16 protein-coding genes and 1 pseudogene are annotated in these 14,859 nt (G+C 54.7%); 7 read left to right on the forward strand and 10 right to left on the reverse strand.

Features of this window, described 5'->3' with window-relative positions; genetic code table 11:
* Positions 1–377: 377 nt before the first annotated feature.
* Positions 378–2,516 carry a type IV pilin-like G/H family protein gene (locus tag VB780_RS08180; protein ID WP_323350644.1) on the reverse strand — a complete coding sequence of 713 codons (2,139 nt, stop codon included), beginning with the start codon at positions 2,514–2,516 and terminating at the stop codon, positions 378–380.
* Positions 2,517–2,582: 66 nt separating this feature from the next.
* Between VB780_RS08180 and VB780_RS08185 the strand changes: the two are divergent.
* Positions 2,583–2,886 (forward strand): annotated as a pseudogene (locus VB780_RS08185) (IS66 family transposase); the annotation flags it as partial.
* Between the two features lie 241 nt (positions 2,887–3,127).
* On the opposite strand, the gene VB780_RS08190 reads toward VB780_RS08185, so the two are convergent.
* Positions 3,128–3,448 carry a hypothetical protein gene (locus tag VB780_RS08190; protein ID WP_323350645.1) on the reverse strand — a complete coding sequence of 107 codons (321 nt, stop codon included), beginning with the start codon at positions 3,446–3,448 and terminating at the stop codon, positions 3,128–3,130.
* A gap of 238 nt (positions 3,449–3,686) precedes the next feature.
* On the opposite strand from VB780_RS08190, the gene VB780_RS08195 reads away from it, so the two are divergent.
* Entirely contained in the window at positions 3,687–3,938 is a 252-nt protein-coding gene (locus tag VB780_RS08195; protein ID WP_323350646.1) for a hypothetical protein, read from the forward strand.
* 769 nt (positions 3,939–4,707) lie between these two features.
* Here VB780_RS08195 and VB780_RS08200 read toward each other — a convergent pair.
* From VB780_RS08200 to VB780_RS08230, 7 genes are all read right to left on the reverse strand, one after another.
* The gene (locus tag VB780_RS08200) at positions 4,708–4,857 is read right to left on the reverse strand and encodes a hypothetical protein (RefSeq protein ID WP_323350647.1); all 150 of its coding nucleotides are present in this window, start codon (positions 4,855–4,857) and stop codon (positions 4,708–4,710) included.
* 174 nt (positions 4,858–5,031) lie between these two features.
* Positions 5,032–6,159, reverse strand: coding sequence for a peptidoglycan DD-metalloendopeptidase family protein (locus tag VB780_RS08205; protein WP_323350648.1), 1,128 nt, complete (start codon positions 6,157–6,159; stop codon positions 5,032–5,034).
* Positions 6,143–6,565 (reverse strand): hypothetical protein, encoded by a 423-nt coding sequence (locus VB780_RS08210; RefSeq protein ID WP_323350649.1) that lies wholly within the window; start codon positions 6,563–6,565, stop codon positions 6,143–6,145. Before VB780_RS08210 ends, VB780_RS08205 begins: the two co-directional genes overlap by 17 nt.
* Positions 6,566–6,567: 2 nt before the next feature.
* Positions 6,568–7,116, reverse strand: coding sequence for a hypothetical protein (locus VB780_RS08215; protein ID WP_323350650.1), 549 nt, complete (start codon positions 7,114–7,116; stop codon positions 6,568–6,570).
* Positions 7,116–8,384 carry a hypothetical protein gene (locus VB780_RS08220; protein ID WP_323350651.1) on the reverse strand — a complete coding sequence of 423 codons (1,269 nt, stop codon included), beginning with the start codon at positions 8,382–8,384 and terminating at the stop codon, positions 7,116–7,118. The genes VB780_RS08215 and VB780_RS08220 overlap by 1 nt, the downstream gene beginning before the upstream one ends.
* Positions 8,368–9,030 carry a hypothetical protein gene (locus tag VB780_RS08225; RefSeq protein WP_323350652.1) on the reverse strand — a complete coding sequence of 221 codons (663 nt, stop codon included), beginning with the start codon at positions 9,028–9,030 and terminating at the stop codon, positions 8,368–8,370. The genes VB780_RS08220 and VB780_RS08225 overlap by 17 nt, the downstream gene beginning before the upstream one ends.
* A 63-nt stretch (positions 9,031–9,093) precedes the next feature.
* Positions 9,094–9,612: a hypothetical protein gene (locus VB780_RS08230; protein WP_323350653.1), complete on the reverse strand. Its 519-nt coding sequence runs from the start codon at positions 9,610–9,612 to the stop codon at positions 9,094–9,096.
* 188 nt (positions 9,613–9,800) lie between these two features.
* On the opposite strand from VB780_RS08230, the gene VB780_RS08235 reads away from it, so the two are divergent.
* From VB780_RS08235 to VB780_RS08255, 5 genes are all read left to right on the forward strand, one after another.
* The gene (locus VB780_RS08235; RefSeq protein WP_323350654.1) at positions 9,801–9,995 is read left to right on the forward strand and encodes a ribbon-helix-helix domain-containing protein; all 195 of its coding nucleotides are present in this window, start codon (positions 9,801–9,803) and stop codon (positions 9,993–9,995) included.
* Positions 9,992–10,561, forward strand: coding sequence for a hypothetical protein (locus VB780_RS08240; RefSeq protein ID WP_323350655.1), 570 nt, complete (start codon positions 9,992–9,994; stop codon positions 10,559–10,561). Before VB780_RS08235 ends, VB780_RS08240 begins: the two co-directional genes overlap by 4 nt.
* A gap of 347 nt (positions 10,562–10,908) precedes the next feature.
* Positions 10,909–12,612, forward strand: a complete 1,704-nt coding sequence (locus VB780_RS08245) for a hypothetical protein (protein WP_323350656.1) — start codon at positions 10,909–10,911, stop codon at positions 12,610–12,612.
* A 22-nt stretch (positions 12,613–12,634) separates the two neighbouring features.
* Positions 12,635–12,826 carry a hypothetical protein gene (locus VB780_RS08250; RefSeq protein WP_323350657.1) on the forward strand — a complete coding sequence of 64 codons (192 nt, stop codon included), beginning with the start codon at positions 12,635–12,637 and terminating at the stop codon, positions 12,824–12,826.
* Between the two features lie 97 nt (positions 12,827–12,923).
* Entirely contained in the window at positions 12,924–13,082 is a 159-nt protein-coding gene (locus VB780_RS08255) for a hypothetical protein (RefSeq protein WP_323350658.1), read from the forward strand.
* Between the two features lie 1,146 nt (positions 13,083–14,228).
* Here the strand turns inward: VB780_RS08255 and VB780_RS08260 are convergent.
* A complete protein-coding gene (locus tag VB780_RS08260) occupies positions 14,229–14,822 on the reverse strand; it encodes a DUF1016 domain-containing protein (RefSeq protein ID WP_323350659.1) in 594 nt (197 codons plus the stop codon).
* Positions 14,823–14,859: the final 37 nt, after the last annotated feature.

The following is a 14,859-nucleotide window of genomic DNA, read 5'->3' on the forward strand; positions in this document are numbered from 1 at the left end:
ATCAGATTGAGACACCCCAAGCAAATTCTACAAGGAACCGTTAGGAGCTATAGCGAAGGCTAACCACCTCAATGCCATTAACCTACTGGATGCTTGCGGGTTGAATAGTTGCCTGCGCGCGCAACTAAGCAGGTTGCCCATCTCTGCAATTAGATGCAGAGCACAATTGGCCGCCGCCCATCGGACCGCCTTGTCAACGATGGTGAGCAGCACACCATTCCAAAAGGTTTCCTAGCTAGGTTCAGCACCGCTCACTGGGTTTGTATTCAAGAATTTGTCGCTAAGGACAAGGAGTTGATGATCAAGAATTATTGATTCCTAGTTGCCAAGTTTTCTGTTTTCCAAGATGAAGTTTGATAACCAGCAGCTTTGGTAAGTCATTCGAGGCGATTAACTTGTCGAGAACCAGGAGAGCAAGAAATACTGGTTTGAGTGATGTCGGTAGGGAGAATTAGCTCAGGTGAAGTGGTCGAGGGTTGTTCTGTCTCACAAGTTTCCGCCATCGTTCTCCTTTCCACAATAAAACCGCCTGATCTCATCTCAACTAACCATACGGCACTAGCAAAACTCCTCAATTCTTCACGTTTGGCTTGCGCCATCATGATTACTCCTCGGCTCAGATCAGACGGTGTTGCAATGGTGTATCGATAGGATCCTGTTTCTTCTGAGATGCTTAATTCCAATTGTCTCAGCGTTGTAGCAAATTCCTCATGTTCCGCATAGTATGCCTGCTGCGCTCGGTTCATAGAGCCGATATAGATCCACCCCTCCCATTCTTCGTTTGGTCGCTCATTAGTTTGTTGAGGTTGAACAGGGGCGTAGTTTGGCGGCACTGTTGAATTTTGACCGTCTACAGTATTTCTGTGGGGGGCTGGCGGCGACTCTAAAGTGACTAATTTTTCCGCTTCAAGAGTTCTGCGCTGCTGCTCCGTCAGAAACAGGTAGCCGACCAGCTCATAGTCACCATAGAGTGGATAAAGTCTGCTTTCAGGAGATGTTTCTTCGACCACGCCTTGAATGAAAGTGAAGAAGTTTGGATCTAACCAATCGCCCTGAAAATCAAGCTCTGTGCTGTAGCGCGTTCCGTTAATAGTGAAAGATTGTCCGGCTGTTTCACTTTCCCAGTCATACTCATTTGAAATATCAGTTGGAGCAAATGCGCCATGAGAAGCTGCGGCAAACTCACGGGTAAACTCCTGATATGGATTATCTACATTGCCAGATTCCCAGTCCTCAATTACGACGACTGTATTATCGAACGCCATTAGCAATTCGTAGGGACGGGTAATTAAAGTTTGGGCTATACGCTGTCGTCCCCTATCAATTTGCGCTGGAGTCAGATGATTCAACAGTCCAATTTGTTCATAGAGAGTGAGAGCTTCTTCAATGCGATCGCTCGTCAAAGAATTATCATGGCTCTGCCCGTATGAGCTATAGCCCATGCCAGAATACCGCTTAAATTGCTGTTCAGTAAGAGCAAGAATGCCACAGCGAGCGCCCTCATTAGCCACAGCGTAAACCCGATAAGGAGAAGCTTGATCCCGCAAAATTTTGTTGAAAAGATGAATGGCTTCTTCAATATCTATCCGCCTGTAAGAACTACCTTCGGTTATCTGCCCTAACAAGCTATTGTCGCGAGGCGAAGAAAAGTAATAACTGCCCTGCTGGTACAGCCGACCGTTCACGCGAGCAGAAACAATCAAATTATGGTCTTCATTTAGGTGGTATAGATCTGATTCTTGAAGAACCTCAAGCCTAAAATCTTCAAGTCTAATGTCTGCTATGTCCGTTTCGGCAAGCATTTGGGCGATCGCCTGATGAATCTCTAAAAAGTAATCATTAGGGTCAGAGGAGTAGTCTTGCAGATTAATTAGCAGGGCACGATCAAAGTAGTTGACAAAATCAGTTTTACTGTCAATCTGTCCAGTGCCGAGATCTTGCAACAACCGGGCAAGGTTCTCATCTGAGAGGATACCTAATGCATTTAGTTCTCGGAGATGGGGAGCGACCGCCTCTGGCTGAAGCTGCTCATACTGCTCCATTCGGGTTTCGGCTTGCTCAAACAGCGTAATATCTAGTCTGATACGACCTGCCGCAAGTTCCTCTTGTAACTGCTCATAAACAGGGGGACTTAGTGCACCCGTATCATTTAGCTGCTGAAGTAACTGTTGAAGTTCCGTAACGGGCATCTCGCCAGAGATTACTACATCGGGACCGTAGACAACAGATTCACCAAGTCCGTAAGGTTCTAACCAACGCTGGGCCGAATCTGCTATCACATGGTGAAGTAAGCTTGACCGACTGTGTACCTCACCCAGTTCTATCAACCGTTTGATTTCCTGGTAAGTGGCCTCTGAGAGAAAGTTTTGTTTGTAGAGGTTGTCTACAACTGTTGTGAGAGATACGGTGTTCAAGGCACTAGAACTGTTGAGTTGAATGTGAGGCAGCATAGACAGGGGTAGCGCCAGAGATGCGAGTAGCCCTATTCGAATGATATGCATTGTCAGAGAAGCCATAGCGTACTTCGCAGATAAGGCTTGCTCTAACCTTACTGCCAAGGGAAAGTATTTCCTAGAAGTCTCCTACTGTTAGTAGAACCGGCCTTCTGGACGTTTGTGCAGCACTCGGGGGTGGAGCCGACCAACAATGCGGCGGGGCGGGCGTTGCGTCTAACAGTGATTTGGCGGCGCACCAGTCTTGGCCTCAGTCCCAGGCGGGCAGTGAATTTGTCGCTCGGATGATAACGGTCGTCACGTCCCTCAAGGCTCAACAGTGCGATGTCTTGGACTTCCTCACCCAAGCCTGTCGAGCGCTCGCTTTGGCCAGACTCCACCGCCGTTGCTCCCGACGACTCCTGAAGCGGCTGAAATCTCTTTGGTGGTCTAACCCCCCTGAACGATCACCTTTTGTGTGTTGGCAAAGCGCCGATTCTAAAATTAGGAGAATATATTCTTCATCTGCGAACGGCTATCGCTGTAAAGCTTTGAAGATCGAAGAGACAAATGGCTGTACAGCCCTCGCCGCCTGAGTATAAGTTTTGACGGATTGGTAGGAAATTCGAGTTATAACCGATAGGCCAATTACAAAACCCGATGAAGCTATAGAAACCGCTCTAAATCTAGAAACTCTACTTATAGAATTCTTCAAGGGGATCATAATTAGCAATCCACTCATCTAGGTTATCTACTCTCTGCCACCCTGAAGACCGAGTAGTTTGTTGATCTGGCACAACTTTATTACCTTCAGGATCGTATATGTTTGGCATCTGCCCTTCAACCAAGGAAGCAGCCTCGATCTTGTAGCCGTTAGGAAAAATAACAAACCTGTCGTCGCGCTTTACCAATGCCCTAATTCGCTCTACAACTTGAGAATCATCAACATAAACTTCAATCTCTACATCTTCAGGGCGAATCCGAGCCGACTCATTAACGTCTTCAGTTCCACACATGTCAGATAAATTCCTAACCTCTCTAGATGGTAACTGTAGCTAGGTGCAATGCACGAGCATCTGCGTGGCAGCAGACGAGAGTGCTACCGACTGCGGTAGATGCACAACTTGGTATAGGGCGTTGCTGATTCAGGGTATGAAGCGACGGCTCAAATCTTTGAAAACTCCTTCCGGATTTCGCAAATTCATACTGCCATTCAGCAACGCCTGGTATAGCCCCTACAGGCACCGCTGGCCTGTGGGGGTTTTGTTTTGGGTCGGTTTGACGCCAGTTACCGCCACTTGCCGCTTTCCCCCGCCATGGCTCTCTGACTCTGACTCCCTGGGCGACATGGGGCGGCATGGGGCGACACCGAGCGTCAAACGGCGCAGCAGCCCTAGCGGTGAGGGTGGCTACGCCCTAAGAGGGCTACGCTTCCGAACCGTACAGACATTACGCCATCCCTGGCGGGGTGAAATGCCCCTAAACTCCACCCACCAGGCGTTTTAACGATTTTCGGGGGCAAGGTGATCGCAATAGACCCTCTGCCACTGCCCCACCGGCCAAGGCCCCTTTGATGGGTTGTGAGGGGCGGATGGCGGTGGCAATAGCCAACAAAAGACCCCCAGCGATCGCCAGGGGCAGAGGTGAAATTCCATTTACGCCAAACAGCTTACCCCTGCTACCGCCCCCACCGACAAGGGCACCCTGGGTTAGACAACGGGCAGGAGTCCTGAATCGTAGATGCAGTCTGAGAACAAACCCCCACCGGTACTGCTGGCCGTGGGGGTTTTGTTTGGGCACCATCGCCTGGTCGCGTGGGTGGTGCTATGGACTCTGGGGAATAGCCTGCTGATTGCTGATGTGCTCTGTCCAGGCGCGATATCGATGGCGGTGAACTTGAGGCATTGGTTATGGGCTGCTCCCTGGCAAACAACACGACTCGGGGAAGAAAGTAAAGAAACTGGGCTACATTTCGACGAACGTTAACGGGTTTGACGCGCTCGGCCAGCATCCTGTAAACATGCCAGCTTTGAGTGCCCTGAACCAGCCGGTTCAGGGCACTCTAGAGTCGAGAGCAGACCTACTGCCTCTCGACTCCCCATAAACCCGAACTCTTATAACAAACCCGCCCCCTGGTGCCCCGTGCATCGGGGGGTTATTAAATTCGATTCCACCTGCGGATAATTTTGGAAGCTGGGTTACGGAGTAGGGGGCGCACCTTTCCACCCCGAAAACAATGACTACGGCCAGAGGCTGGTGTGAAATTCCACTGGGGCTATTGCGCCTCAAGCTGCTCCAGGGCAGTGATCGCGCTTTGGATGCCCTTGTAAGCCTGATCCAATAGTGCGGCCTGGGCTTTGTCTGTGGGTTCGGCGTGCAGGATGCGGTTGAGGATTTGCTCTAGGGTCTGAATGTCGGCGTCCATTTGATACCTCGCTGGAGTGATCTAACCTGAACTATCCCATCGACCTGGCCCCGGCGTTGCTGCTGGCCTGCGGATTTTTACCCTAGCTCTGGCGTACTCTGTGGCCCCTGCGAGATCGCCCCGAGTAGGGGCATAGCAACGATGGCCTATCCAAAACCATCCCTCAGTGAGTGCCTATTTCTCCAAGTTCTCCTGCCGAAGCCGGTGAAACTTCTCCGCCGCACTGTCGGCATAGCTCTTGATGGACTCATAGCCATCCTGCGGGCGAGTATCGTGAGTCAGCTCAGGATTGCCCGAATACCACTCCGCCGCCACCCGCTTCACCGCCGTATTCATATCGTGGCCCGCCTGAATCTGCCGCTGTAGCGCACTCTCCAGCTTGACCCCCACGATCTGCTGCTGAATCTCGGGGTTCTGCAAAAACTCCTGGGGTGACACATCGCGACCCAGCACATCGTAATCCCAGCCGCAGTTGCTCTTCGGCTTGCCGTCCCAGGAGCAATTAAGGTTCTGCGGCATCACCTGCCCCAGACCCAGCGCCCCCGTGTCAGGGTTGACGGCCCTGGGGTCACCACCTGACTCCTTAGCAACGATCGCCTGGTAGAGGGCAATCGTATCCCCTAGCCGCTCATTGGGCTTGCGACCATTCAGCGCCCAGACCAGATAGCCCTTCTGTGGAGCCTGGGCCACACCGCCTTGTCGCTGTTCCCAGTGCAGGTGAGCGCCCGTGCTGCCGCCCGTATTGCCCGTCTTGGCCACCACCGCCCCGGCCCGATGCTCACCCCCCTTACAGTGGGACAGGTGAGCCGCCCTAAAGGTGATCTCAGGAAAGGCACTGCTGGTCATGTCCGCCACCGTGCCATAACCCTTCGGGTCACTCCAGCAGCGCACCGACACCCGATCCCCCGCGTAGCCAATCGCATGAACCTGCACCCCCTCCGGCGTCGGCAAATCAATACCCGAGTGCATCCTCATCTCTTGGTGGATGGGGTGCATCCGCAGGCCAAAGCCCGAGTTGACCGTGTAGCCCGCAATCACATCGCCCTTGCTGATCAGGGCTTTAAAGTCATCGTCGTAGAACCCAACTACTGCCTCCGCCACAGCGCTGACTTTCCTGAAGCGAGCCCCCCAGGATTCATTCGTCTCCTGATCGACCATCACCCACAGCGAAGTGGCGATCGCCCCCACGCAGCCCAGCTTGAGCACCAGCTCGCCTGCCTGCATCGCCGTGCCAATCACGTAGCGCCAGGTTGGCGGCAACTCCGACCAGTGGGGCTTGATATGTTTAACGGTTGAGTTCACTGTGGGTCACCTCCCCCTCCGTCACCGTCACATCGAGGGCCAATCCGTTGTCCAAGGCCCAGCGGTAGACCCCGTTACCCAAGGCGCAGGCAGGCTGCCCCAACCAATCCAGAGCGATCGCCTCCGACTCCCCCACCAGCGCCTTGCGCAGCTCCGCCTTAGTCGCATCGAGGGCCACCGGATCAGGAGCCATCGCCACGCAGGCTTGCAGACGACCATCGTTACCCTGCACCCTGGTCACCAGCTGCCACGCCGCAGGCTGATGGATGTTGACCCAAGACCTCACCCCATAGACCGGGTTGTAGAACTGCCCCCGGCCCGGCTGCTTGAGGTCTAAAAACGCGGCCCCGACGAACAACGCCGCCAGGGCCAGCAGGTACCGGGTTCTGATTTGCCAGAACAGCATTGCTACTCCCCGACCTTCACAGCGCGAGTGTAGGGACGCGTTTCAATCGGTTGCCCTACCCGCTCTTCCCCGGTCAAGACCTTGTGGGCACTGCCCGCAAGGCTCTGCGTCGGCACCACCAACATCGCCCCAAAGTTAGTCCCCGCTACCACCGGATTCCAGATGTCGCCCCCGGCCTTAACCGCCGAACCCTGGAGGACATTCAGCCCAGCCGAGAGCACAAACAGCCCACCCCACACCGAAATAAAAGCTCCACCCATCGTCTGTAACGGGTGGTTCCGCAAACAGCTGAGGCCGCTGCGAATCACCGGGAAAATGCTCCAGGGATCGGTAGTGGGCGTGATGACAAAAATCGGCTTGCGCTTGCCGCTGGTGGCATCGAACCAGCCACCATCCTGCACGTTAGAGCGCATGGCATTGCGCGGCGCGAGCTGGACACCGCTGCCCCGACCTGGAGATGACAGCTGGGGTGTGATGTCGATGATTTGCCCGTCGATGATCTCAGGGCCGTTGTTGCCGTTGGCGAGTTGATTGTTCTTGGAGCTAGCCATTAGGAATTTTCCTCAATGATGGATTTGATGCGGTCAAATAAATCACAACCCTCCTGGTACTTCTTGCCCGTGCAACCCAACACCTCTTTGATGACTTGGGAGCGGGGCATTCCCTGGGCCAAAGCGTTGGTTACCGCGATGATCAGGGGCAGATCCGGGGCTAAAGAGGGGTCTGGAAACGCAGAAACTTTCGTTTCACCCAGAGGTGAAAGCCGTACCCCGTCTTCGTTTCCGTCCGTTGCACCCGCCGTTGCAGGGGCGTAACTCGGTTTCGGCACTTCATAGGCCACCATCGGCAGCCATTCCTTGATTTCTGAGTGGTAGAAGACCGCCTGCTTGGGCGAGAACGATCGCTCAAAAATCACCTCATCCTCGATTGGCGGAATGCTGGTGTCAGACTTGCGCAGGCTCTCCAGATGGCTCTGGCTGCTGGGCGTCTGAATGGTCAGCAGGTCAAACGTGGCTCTCATGCCACCGCTGACTCCGATATCGCCCACCAGCGACGACTGAGTAATCGCCCACAGCGCCCGGTCGTCCGTCTCCCCCGACGACAGCTCCATCGTGAGCTGCGACTTGAGGAACCCGTCGTACCAGGCCTTGAAAGCCGTCTTCATCATTGCCAGCTCGTCGATGATCAGCACCTTGGGCCGCTGAGGCAGCTGCCGCCAGGCAAAGATGAACTTCTGCATCTGGTCGCAGATGTCGTCGATATCCTCCTTGGACTCCAACGAGTCAGCCATGAAGCCCAGCACGTTGTCGGCCTTTTCCCAATAGCCATGCTCCTTGGGGTGGTACTTGGGCTGAATCACCCACACCACCGCGCCCTGTTTCACCTGGGCTTGACGATAGGCGTGGGCCACCGTGAGCCCCTTGCCGACCCGAGGATTAGCCGAGATCAAGGTAGGCCGCATACGAGCCGCGAGAATAGCGGCAGGGTTGCCCACCCGGAAAGACTCAGTCGCTCCAGCGAAAGGCACCTGCCCGTTCCAGTTCTGTGGCTCGGGTTGAATCGGGGGGCCTGCAATAGCAACTTTGGGCTGCTCCCCCCCCAACGCCCACGCCACCCCACAGCCCACGGCCACAGCTCCAAAGGCAATCGCCGCAGGCAGATAGGGGTAGGTTTTCTCGTAGCGAATCTGAGCCCCATTGGCAAAGGCTTCCAGATCGGCAGGAGTAAGGTTGCTGGCAGGCCGTTGCAGGCCACAGAACAGCCCCAGGGCCGCTGCCCCAATGGAGCCATAGAGCAGATGGTTAGTCTCTAACTTCATGGGCCTGCACCTCTTCAGACAAAGAGTGTTGGCGGTCGTGGTACTGCACCAGGTTTTCAATCGCGACCACAGCCAAGTTGGTCGGCGGGTCTTGGGGCAGCGCCGCCATTGACCGCGCCACCTCCACGGCCTCGACTCGGAAGAGCGCCGCATTAGCCTGTCGCCAATCGCGATCGCCCTTGGCGGTATCCAACATCACCTGGGCATCGCGCTGGTAGCGGTTGAGAGGGCAAATGATCTGCTGCTGATAGCAGGGGTCAGTGGACTTTAGAACGTCTTGTTCCGCCTGCTGGCGGTAGCGATAGGCCTCATTGTTGAGCACCGACCGACCAACGTCGGCCAACACCAAACGACTGTCTTCGTAGTTGCCCGAGAGCCGGTCTTGGGCCGCCGCCAGCACGTTCTCGTAGTTAGGGGCGGGCAGTTCGCTTTGGTAGGTGCCCTCGTCGCCCGTACGGCCAGACTGAGCCAAGGCGAAGGCAATCCCAGAGAGAGCGGCCACCGCGATGCCACCAGCAGCCCAGTAACGGCGGTTTTGCCACCAGGGAACGGGGGCTAGGTAGATGTTTTGAATCGGCGATGCACCGCCAACGACCTCGCGACGGTACGCGAGGGGGACGGCAGGGGGAGTGAATTTGGCTTCCATGGCGTTATGACCAGAGTTACGGCATTAACAGGATGAAAACGGCGGTTATCAGGGCTAAACCCCCTAACCAGCAGCAGCGGTATCGGGCGTGTCTACAACGACGCCCAGTTCCTTTCCCACGTTTTGTTGAAGTTGAGCGTGGGTGGCCAGGGCGGAGTTCATCTCGGCAACGGCCATTTCGTGGCCCAACTGGCGACCCGACTCAGCCGCTAGGCCCAGCAGGGCGTTCCTAAAACTGGCCTGATTGCCCTTAAACGCCCCCAGCGCCTGGGTGAGCTGTTGCTGTTGCAGGTAGCGGCTTAACTCGCTGTTGACGCCCCGAGTTGCCAGCGGCGGCGGCGTGTAAACCGATAAACCACTGCCCAGAACCTCAACGTGTTGCGCAGGCTCGGTGGGCGGTTCTGCCGGAATAAACAGGGTTTGAGCGATTCTGTCCTGTTCAGCCGGACTCAGTAATGTGGGTAAACCCTTGCCCTGAGGCGTTCCTGAGATACCCAGAGCGGTCATCTTGCGCCCGATTTCGGTATGGGACACCCCACAGACCTCGGCAAACTTGCGAATTGATAGTGGTTGACGTTCCACGTCGTTACACCTCTTAGTTACAGCTCGAAACTTCGGTACATCAATGCTTTAGGCGGTTCAGTGGAACCCGGTTGTTCCAGCCACGTTCCACGGATAGTTACAGTGTTAGCATAAATCGGCATAAATCAGCATCATTTGAGCTAATATTGCATAGTTGTAAGCTGAAACTCTTAAGTAGGAATAAGATGATGGGCATTGGAGATCCCACGGCACCGCAGGACATGGTTAAGCGAACTACTGTCACTTTTGAAGATGAGCTTTATGCACAAGTTGAGGCGCTGGCAGCATCAGAGCAGCGCACCATACCTAACCTGCTTGTTTATCTAGCGGCAAAAGCTGTGAGGGAGCATGGCGATGCTCAGTCAGGAGAGGGCAGCAAGTGAGCACCACCGGCGACAAAGCCAAACGCGCTACGGTAGCGATCGGCACGCTGTCGGTTGATGGGTTCCAGATGCCCGACGGCTCCTATCGGATGAGTATTACCGGCGCTGCTGAATCGGTTTCGTTAACCGTGTCGAACGCCTCGGATTTTTTGCGCTCAAAGGCCATCAAAGCTTTACTGGGCAATGACTCCACGCCTCGGATTTCTGAAGTGGAAGTGGAATCTAACGACCAGTTGACGGGGCAGACTAGAATCAGGGCTCTCCCCCTCGATGTGGTCATTGTCTACTGGAATTGGCAATCGCATCGGGGTAATAAGCAGGCGCTGCAACTCTGCATAGCTCTGGCTACCGAAACCCTAGAACGCCGTTTTGATGCTGCCTTTGGAGTTGAGCGTAGTGAGAGTGATCGAGATGCCCTGCTCACCCAACGGCTCCAGTCAGATTTATCCGCATTGGGCGAGGCCTACGCAGAACCCGATGACCTGCGCGAACAGGTGGCCCGACTGGAACAGCAACTCCGCGACGCTGGTCTAGAGCCCTGGCAACTACCGCAGAGCGAGCGGTAACCACAGTCTTTTGTTGCACGTTAGGAGGCCGATACCAACCCCAAAACCCCGATGAAATCAAATATCTAGAGTCGGCTTGCCCGGTTTAGACACCTGTACTATGATCCGGCAATGATTGACGCCCCGCTGGGCTGACCACCTAGTGATCGCGTGAATCAGTGTTAAGCGTCCTGACCAGACCCTTAATACGCAAAAAGAACCGGCAGCGAATGCCACCGGCTCTTTAAAAAGCGAAAACCCGAGAGGACCAGTCCCGAGTCGCGCACTAATTACTTATGCGGCTATGGTAACACCGGATCTCTCTCGGGGCAATACTCATTGCTCTTTTTTAGGAGAGAGAGGCCCCCATGACCGCATCCATAGGATGGGGCGAGGAGTCGCGTAAGACTCCCCGTTCCGAACCCCTACCCGCTGACCCCACCGGCCAGCGACTGTGTGAAATTTTTGGCCACTACCCCTGGAGCTTCATCCGCGCCGACCTGCCGGATGACGCCACCGCCAAAGCCGCCTGGACGACCGTTAACACCTACCCGCTGCGGCCCCGCGTTCTCTGGAACCAGTGGCAAGATGCCAACCAGTTAATCGGCGTCCGCTTCACCCACGACACCCGCTATGCCCTGCTCGACCTCGATGCCGGTGGTGACTACTGCACCCCCGAAGGCGTCGCCCAGATCCGCGCTGCCCTAGAGACCATTGGTATTACCCGCACCCTGCTGATTCGCTCCAGCTGGAGCGGTGGCCTGCACCTGTACCTCCCCTTTGCCGAGCTGGTCAACACCTTTAACCTGGCCGTCACCCTCAAGGAATGCCTCCAGACCCAGGGGTTTCGACTCCAGGCCGGGCAGCTCGAAATCTTTCCCAACGTTAAAGCCTACGGCGTTCAGACCTTCATCGAATACATGGGGCACCGCCTGCCCCTCCAGCCTGGTAGCGGCTCCTGCCTGCTCGACGATGCCCTCAACCCCATCGGCAGCAGCCTGGCCCGGTTCTTTTGGCTCTGGGATGGCGCAGCTAGCCACCAAGACATGGACACCCTGCTCCATGCGATGAAAATTGGCCGCGACAACCACCGCAAAAAGCCCAAGCGCCGCAGCCACCCCGTCGAGAGCTGGCGACACGACCTCGACATTGAGATCACCGAAGGCTGGACCGACTACGGCCAAACCAACCACCTGCTGAAAACCATCGCCTGCTACGGTCGCGTCTTCGAGGGCCTCCAGGGCCAAGCCTTAATCGACTACACCCTGCGCATCGCCCTCAACTGCCCCGGCTACGAACAATACTGCCGCCACCAACACGACATCGAGCGCAAAGTCATCGCCTGGGCCAGAGCCGTCGAAGGCTACTACTGGCCCCTGGGCACCACCCCTAGCCGTGACACCAGCCAGCCCAAGAACAACCTGGTGCCCTTCAACCAGCAGCAGGCCGAAGATGCCCAGCACCGCATCTGTGCTGTCTACGCCGAGCTAGAGCAGGCGGGGGAGCTGCCTGAGCAGATTACGGCAAGAGCCAAGGCGATCGCCCTAGCCGCCAAAGTCAGCCAGCAGACCCTCTATAAGCACCTCAGCCTCTGGCACCCCGAGCACCAAGAGGGTGTAATAGCCCAACTGGCAAGCCTTCTAGCTCCTGAAGAGATGAGTTCTGAAGCAATGCCAGAATCGCTAGAACCCCGAGAAATCAAGGAATTACACCCCTCGGAAAGATATATGAAGGGTGAGGCGCTTCGCGCCGGTGATTTGCGATCGGATTTAAATTCTTTTTCTCCGGAAAGGGGGGTGCGGGGGGATGAGCCTGCTTTTCCACAGGATGCTGAGCCTGCGACCTATGACCCAGCCCTGCATGAGCAGATTCAACACCAGATTAGGAGCTTGGGCTGGTCTATGGAGGTGATTCGCCAGTTTATTGCCGACCGATTTGAAGGCAAGCGCTGGTTTGAGCTGGCGGAAGATGAGCGGTTGCTACTGCTCTATCATCTGCGTGGGCTTGATTCTCTCGATGCTGGAGAGCCTGTTAACGCGACTAATCAGGAATCCTCACCCAATAACCAATAGTTTCTTCTTCAAGAGTGCCGCTATGCCTGAATTTCGCGCCGGTCAAATCATTCCCCTGCGCTACAAGAGCCGGGAAATCAACGCCATCATCATTGACCCCAACGGCCTGGGGCCAGATAAACTCTCCATTGGCATGGGGATCCATGGCATGGACAGACATATCGGCATCCCTCGTCAAACCCTTTCCGATAGGGTGTCTGAAATCGACGCGTAAGACGGCAATAATTACCTGCTGGTGGAAGCCTCCGACTGGATTGCCCTGGCCCTTGACTGGGCTAAGAACCCCGGCAAGCTCCGTAAGCCTACGCGTGATGGATTTCGACTTTCTTTCCTGGTTTGCCGCTGAAGGTGTCTACGCCCAGGCCTGCACCATGCTGAAGCGGGCCTACAAGCGAGAGGACAGCCAGCGCGTTCAAACTTGGATTATGTCGAGGGAGTCGGGCAAGCCCGCCCGCGCCGAATGGGGTTGAGAGGTACAACAGTTAATCCGAACGTAGCACAGCCCCGCCCGTAGGGGTTTTGTGTTTACTCCTGAGGATTTTCTGTGTGTTTACTCCTGCTGACTAAGCGTTATCAGATAGCTGAAACCCTATAGCTGCAAGGGTTTGGAATTTTCAACCTCAAAGTGGAATTTTCAACCTAGCTTGCTATAATACTTTAAGACGGATTGCATTCAATGTATTCCTTCATTGGACGAGGGTTGGAGCATACCGCTTCAACTGTCTAGTCAAAAGACAAAGACCCCTGCTCCTGCTAGAACAAGAACAGAGGTCTTTTAACAGAAAGGCTAATGCCTTTCTAGAACGGAAGGGATGCAGTGAAGGCTCTTACGATGACCTCCGCTGCTAGCTCTACAACTAGAGCACCCGCTAACACCTTGAGCCCCGGAGGTAACTTGGGCGTTAGGTTCCGAAACAATCGACGTAGCTGGCGTATCATTTTGCCGTAATCCACGGTAATTTCCTCTTGTAAGGGATCGGTCGTCAGCTCAAAGCTCACTGGTACATGGCTCGTACCGGTGAGCTACTTCTCATACAGAAGTGGCCAATAGCCCTAATTGTGCCACAGGTTCATCAGTATTAGTGCGCTTTCGCGGTGTCGGGGTTTGAGTAGTAATGGAACAGAAACCCGCGCTAAGCACTTCTAATTTCTGTACCAATTGAACCCTTCTGGCAGAAAGGGGCTGAAACCCTTGATATACCGTTCTATTTTTCTGTACCAATTAGGGCACTGTTCAACTGGTACAAGGGCGTCTGATAAAGAACGTCAAAAAAACGGGCTTTGAAAAGCACTCCCCGCGAGGCTTTCAGCCTTAGCGTAACTTTCTGTACGATTACTCACTCAACCCCGGATACAACCAACTGCCTCTGAGGAGTGAGCCTCAATAATCCAGACATTGTCTGGACAATTCCCGTTGCCATGGTCACACTACGTCTTTCTCGACGAAATCATGAGGGTTTGAGGCCTTATATGTATTTTCAGTCGACCGGGTTGTTCCCCAAGTTGTTAATCTCTGAAAGACTTATGTACCGATGCTTTTAGCTTTAATTGGCTCTAAATCGCACGTTCGCTACTTTAGGGCCATCAAGGAGGGGTATAGGTAAAGTCATAGGATTTCACAGCTCATCCGGCTGATCGTCTCCGAGCTCTTTCACAGCGGCTTCCAACTCCATTTCCAGCTGCTCGGCAGTTGGCAAGTTTTCCTGTAGTTGTTTGGGTAGCTTGTGGGTCGACACAGCAATCGGCGTGTTGACGTTGCGCAGGGCGTATTCAGCAATCGTCTTGTTCTTTGACTTGCACAGGATGATACCGATCGTTGGATTATCGTGTTCCTTGCGAAGTTGGTCATCGACTGCTGAGACATAGAGGTTCATTTTGCCGGAATACTCGGCCTTGAACTCACCCATCTTGAGGTCGATGATGATGAAGCAGCGTAGTTCTAGATGGTAGAACAGCAGGTCGAGATAGAAATCTTCGCCACCGATGTTGAGATAGTGTTGGCTGCCAACAAACGCGAAGCCAACTCCCAACTCCATGAGGAAGTCTCGGATGTGGGCGACCAGGGCGTTCTCCAGTTCCCGCTCCTGAAATTTCTTACCCAGGGGCAAAAACTCCAGATGGTCGGGTAGGAGGGCATACGTCGCCGCATCCCTCCCCCCAAAGAACCGGACTTGACAGTTACCCATCATCCGGCTCAAGCCTTCGCCCATGTACATGTCTGTGATTGTGACAGGCTTTGTGAATCAG

The sequence above is a fragment of the Leptolyngbya sp. CCNP1308 genome (assembly GCF_034932455.1).
Taxonomy (GTDB): Bacteria; Cyanobacteriota; Cyanobacteriia; order Phormidesmidales; family Phormidesmidaceae; genus Nodosilinea.

Coding starts and splice junctions, on each gene's coding strand:
- VB780_RS08250 (WP_323350657.1), top strand. CDS start 12,635: ATGCCTGAATTTCGCGCCGGTCAAATCATTCCCCTGCGCTACAAGAGC.
- VB780_RS08180 (WP_323350644.1), bottom strand. CDS start 2,516: ATGGCTTCTCTGACAATGCATATCATTCGAATAGGGCTACTCGCATCT.
- VB780_RS08235 (WP_323350654.1), top strand. CDS start 9,801: ATGGGCATTGGAGATCCCACGGCACCGCAGGACATGGTTAAGCGAACT.
- VB780_RS08255 (WP_323350658.1), top strand. CDS start 12,924: ATGGATTTCGACTTTCTTTCCTGGTTTGCCGCTGAAGGTGTCTACGCC.
- VB780_RS08210 (WP_323350649.1), bottom strand. CDS start 6,565: ATGCTGTTCTGGCAAATCAGAACCCGGTACCTGCTGGCCCTGGCGGCG.
- VB780_RS08215 (WP_323350650.1), bottom strand. CDS start 7,116: ATGGCTAGCTCCAAGAACAATCAACTCGCCAACGGCAACAACGGCCCT.
- VB780_RS08200 (WP_323350647.1), bottom strand. CDS start 4,857: ATGGACGCCGACATTCAGACCCTAGAGCAAATCCTCAACCGCATCCTG.
- VB780_RS08225 (WP_323350652.1), bottom strand. CDS start 9,030: ATGGAAGCCAAATTCACTCCCCCTGCCGTCCCCCTCGCGTACCGTCGC.
- VB780_RS08190 (WP_323350645.1), bottom strand. CDS start 3,448: ATGTGTGGAACTGAAGACGTTAATGAGTCGGCTCGGATTCGCCCTGAA.
- VB780_RS08245 (WP_323350656.1), top strand. CDS start 10,909: ATGACCGCATCCATAGGATGGGGCGAGGAGTCGCGTAAGACTCCCCGT.
- VB780_RS08220 (WP_323350651.1), bottom strand. CDS start 8,384: ATGAAGTTAGAGACTAACCATCTGCTCTATGGCTCCATTGGGGCAGCG.
- VB780_RS08260 (WP_323350659.1), bottom strand. CDS start 14,822: ATGGGCGAAGGCTTGAGCCGGATGATGGGTAACTGTCAAGTCCGGTTC.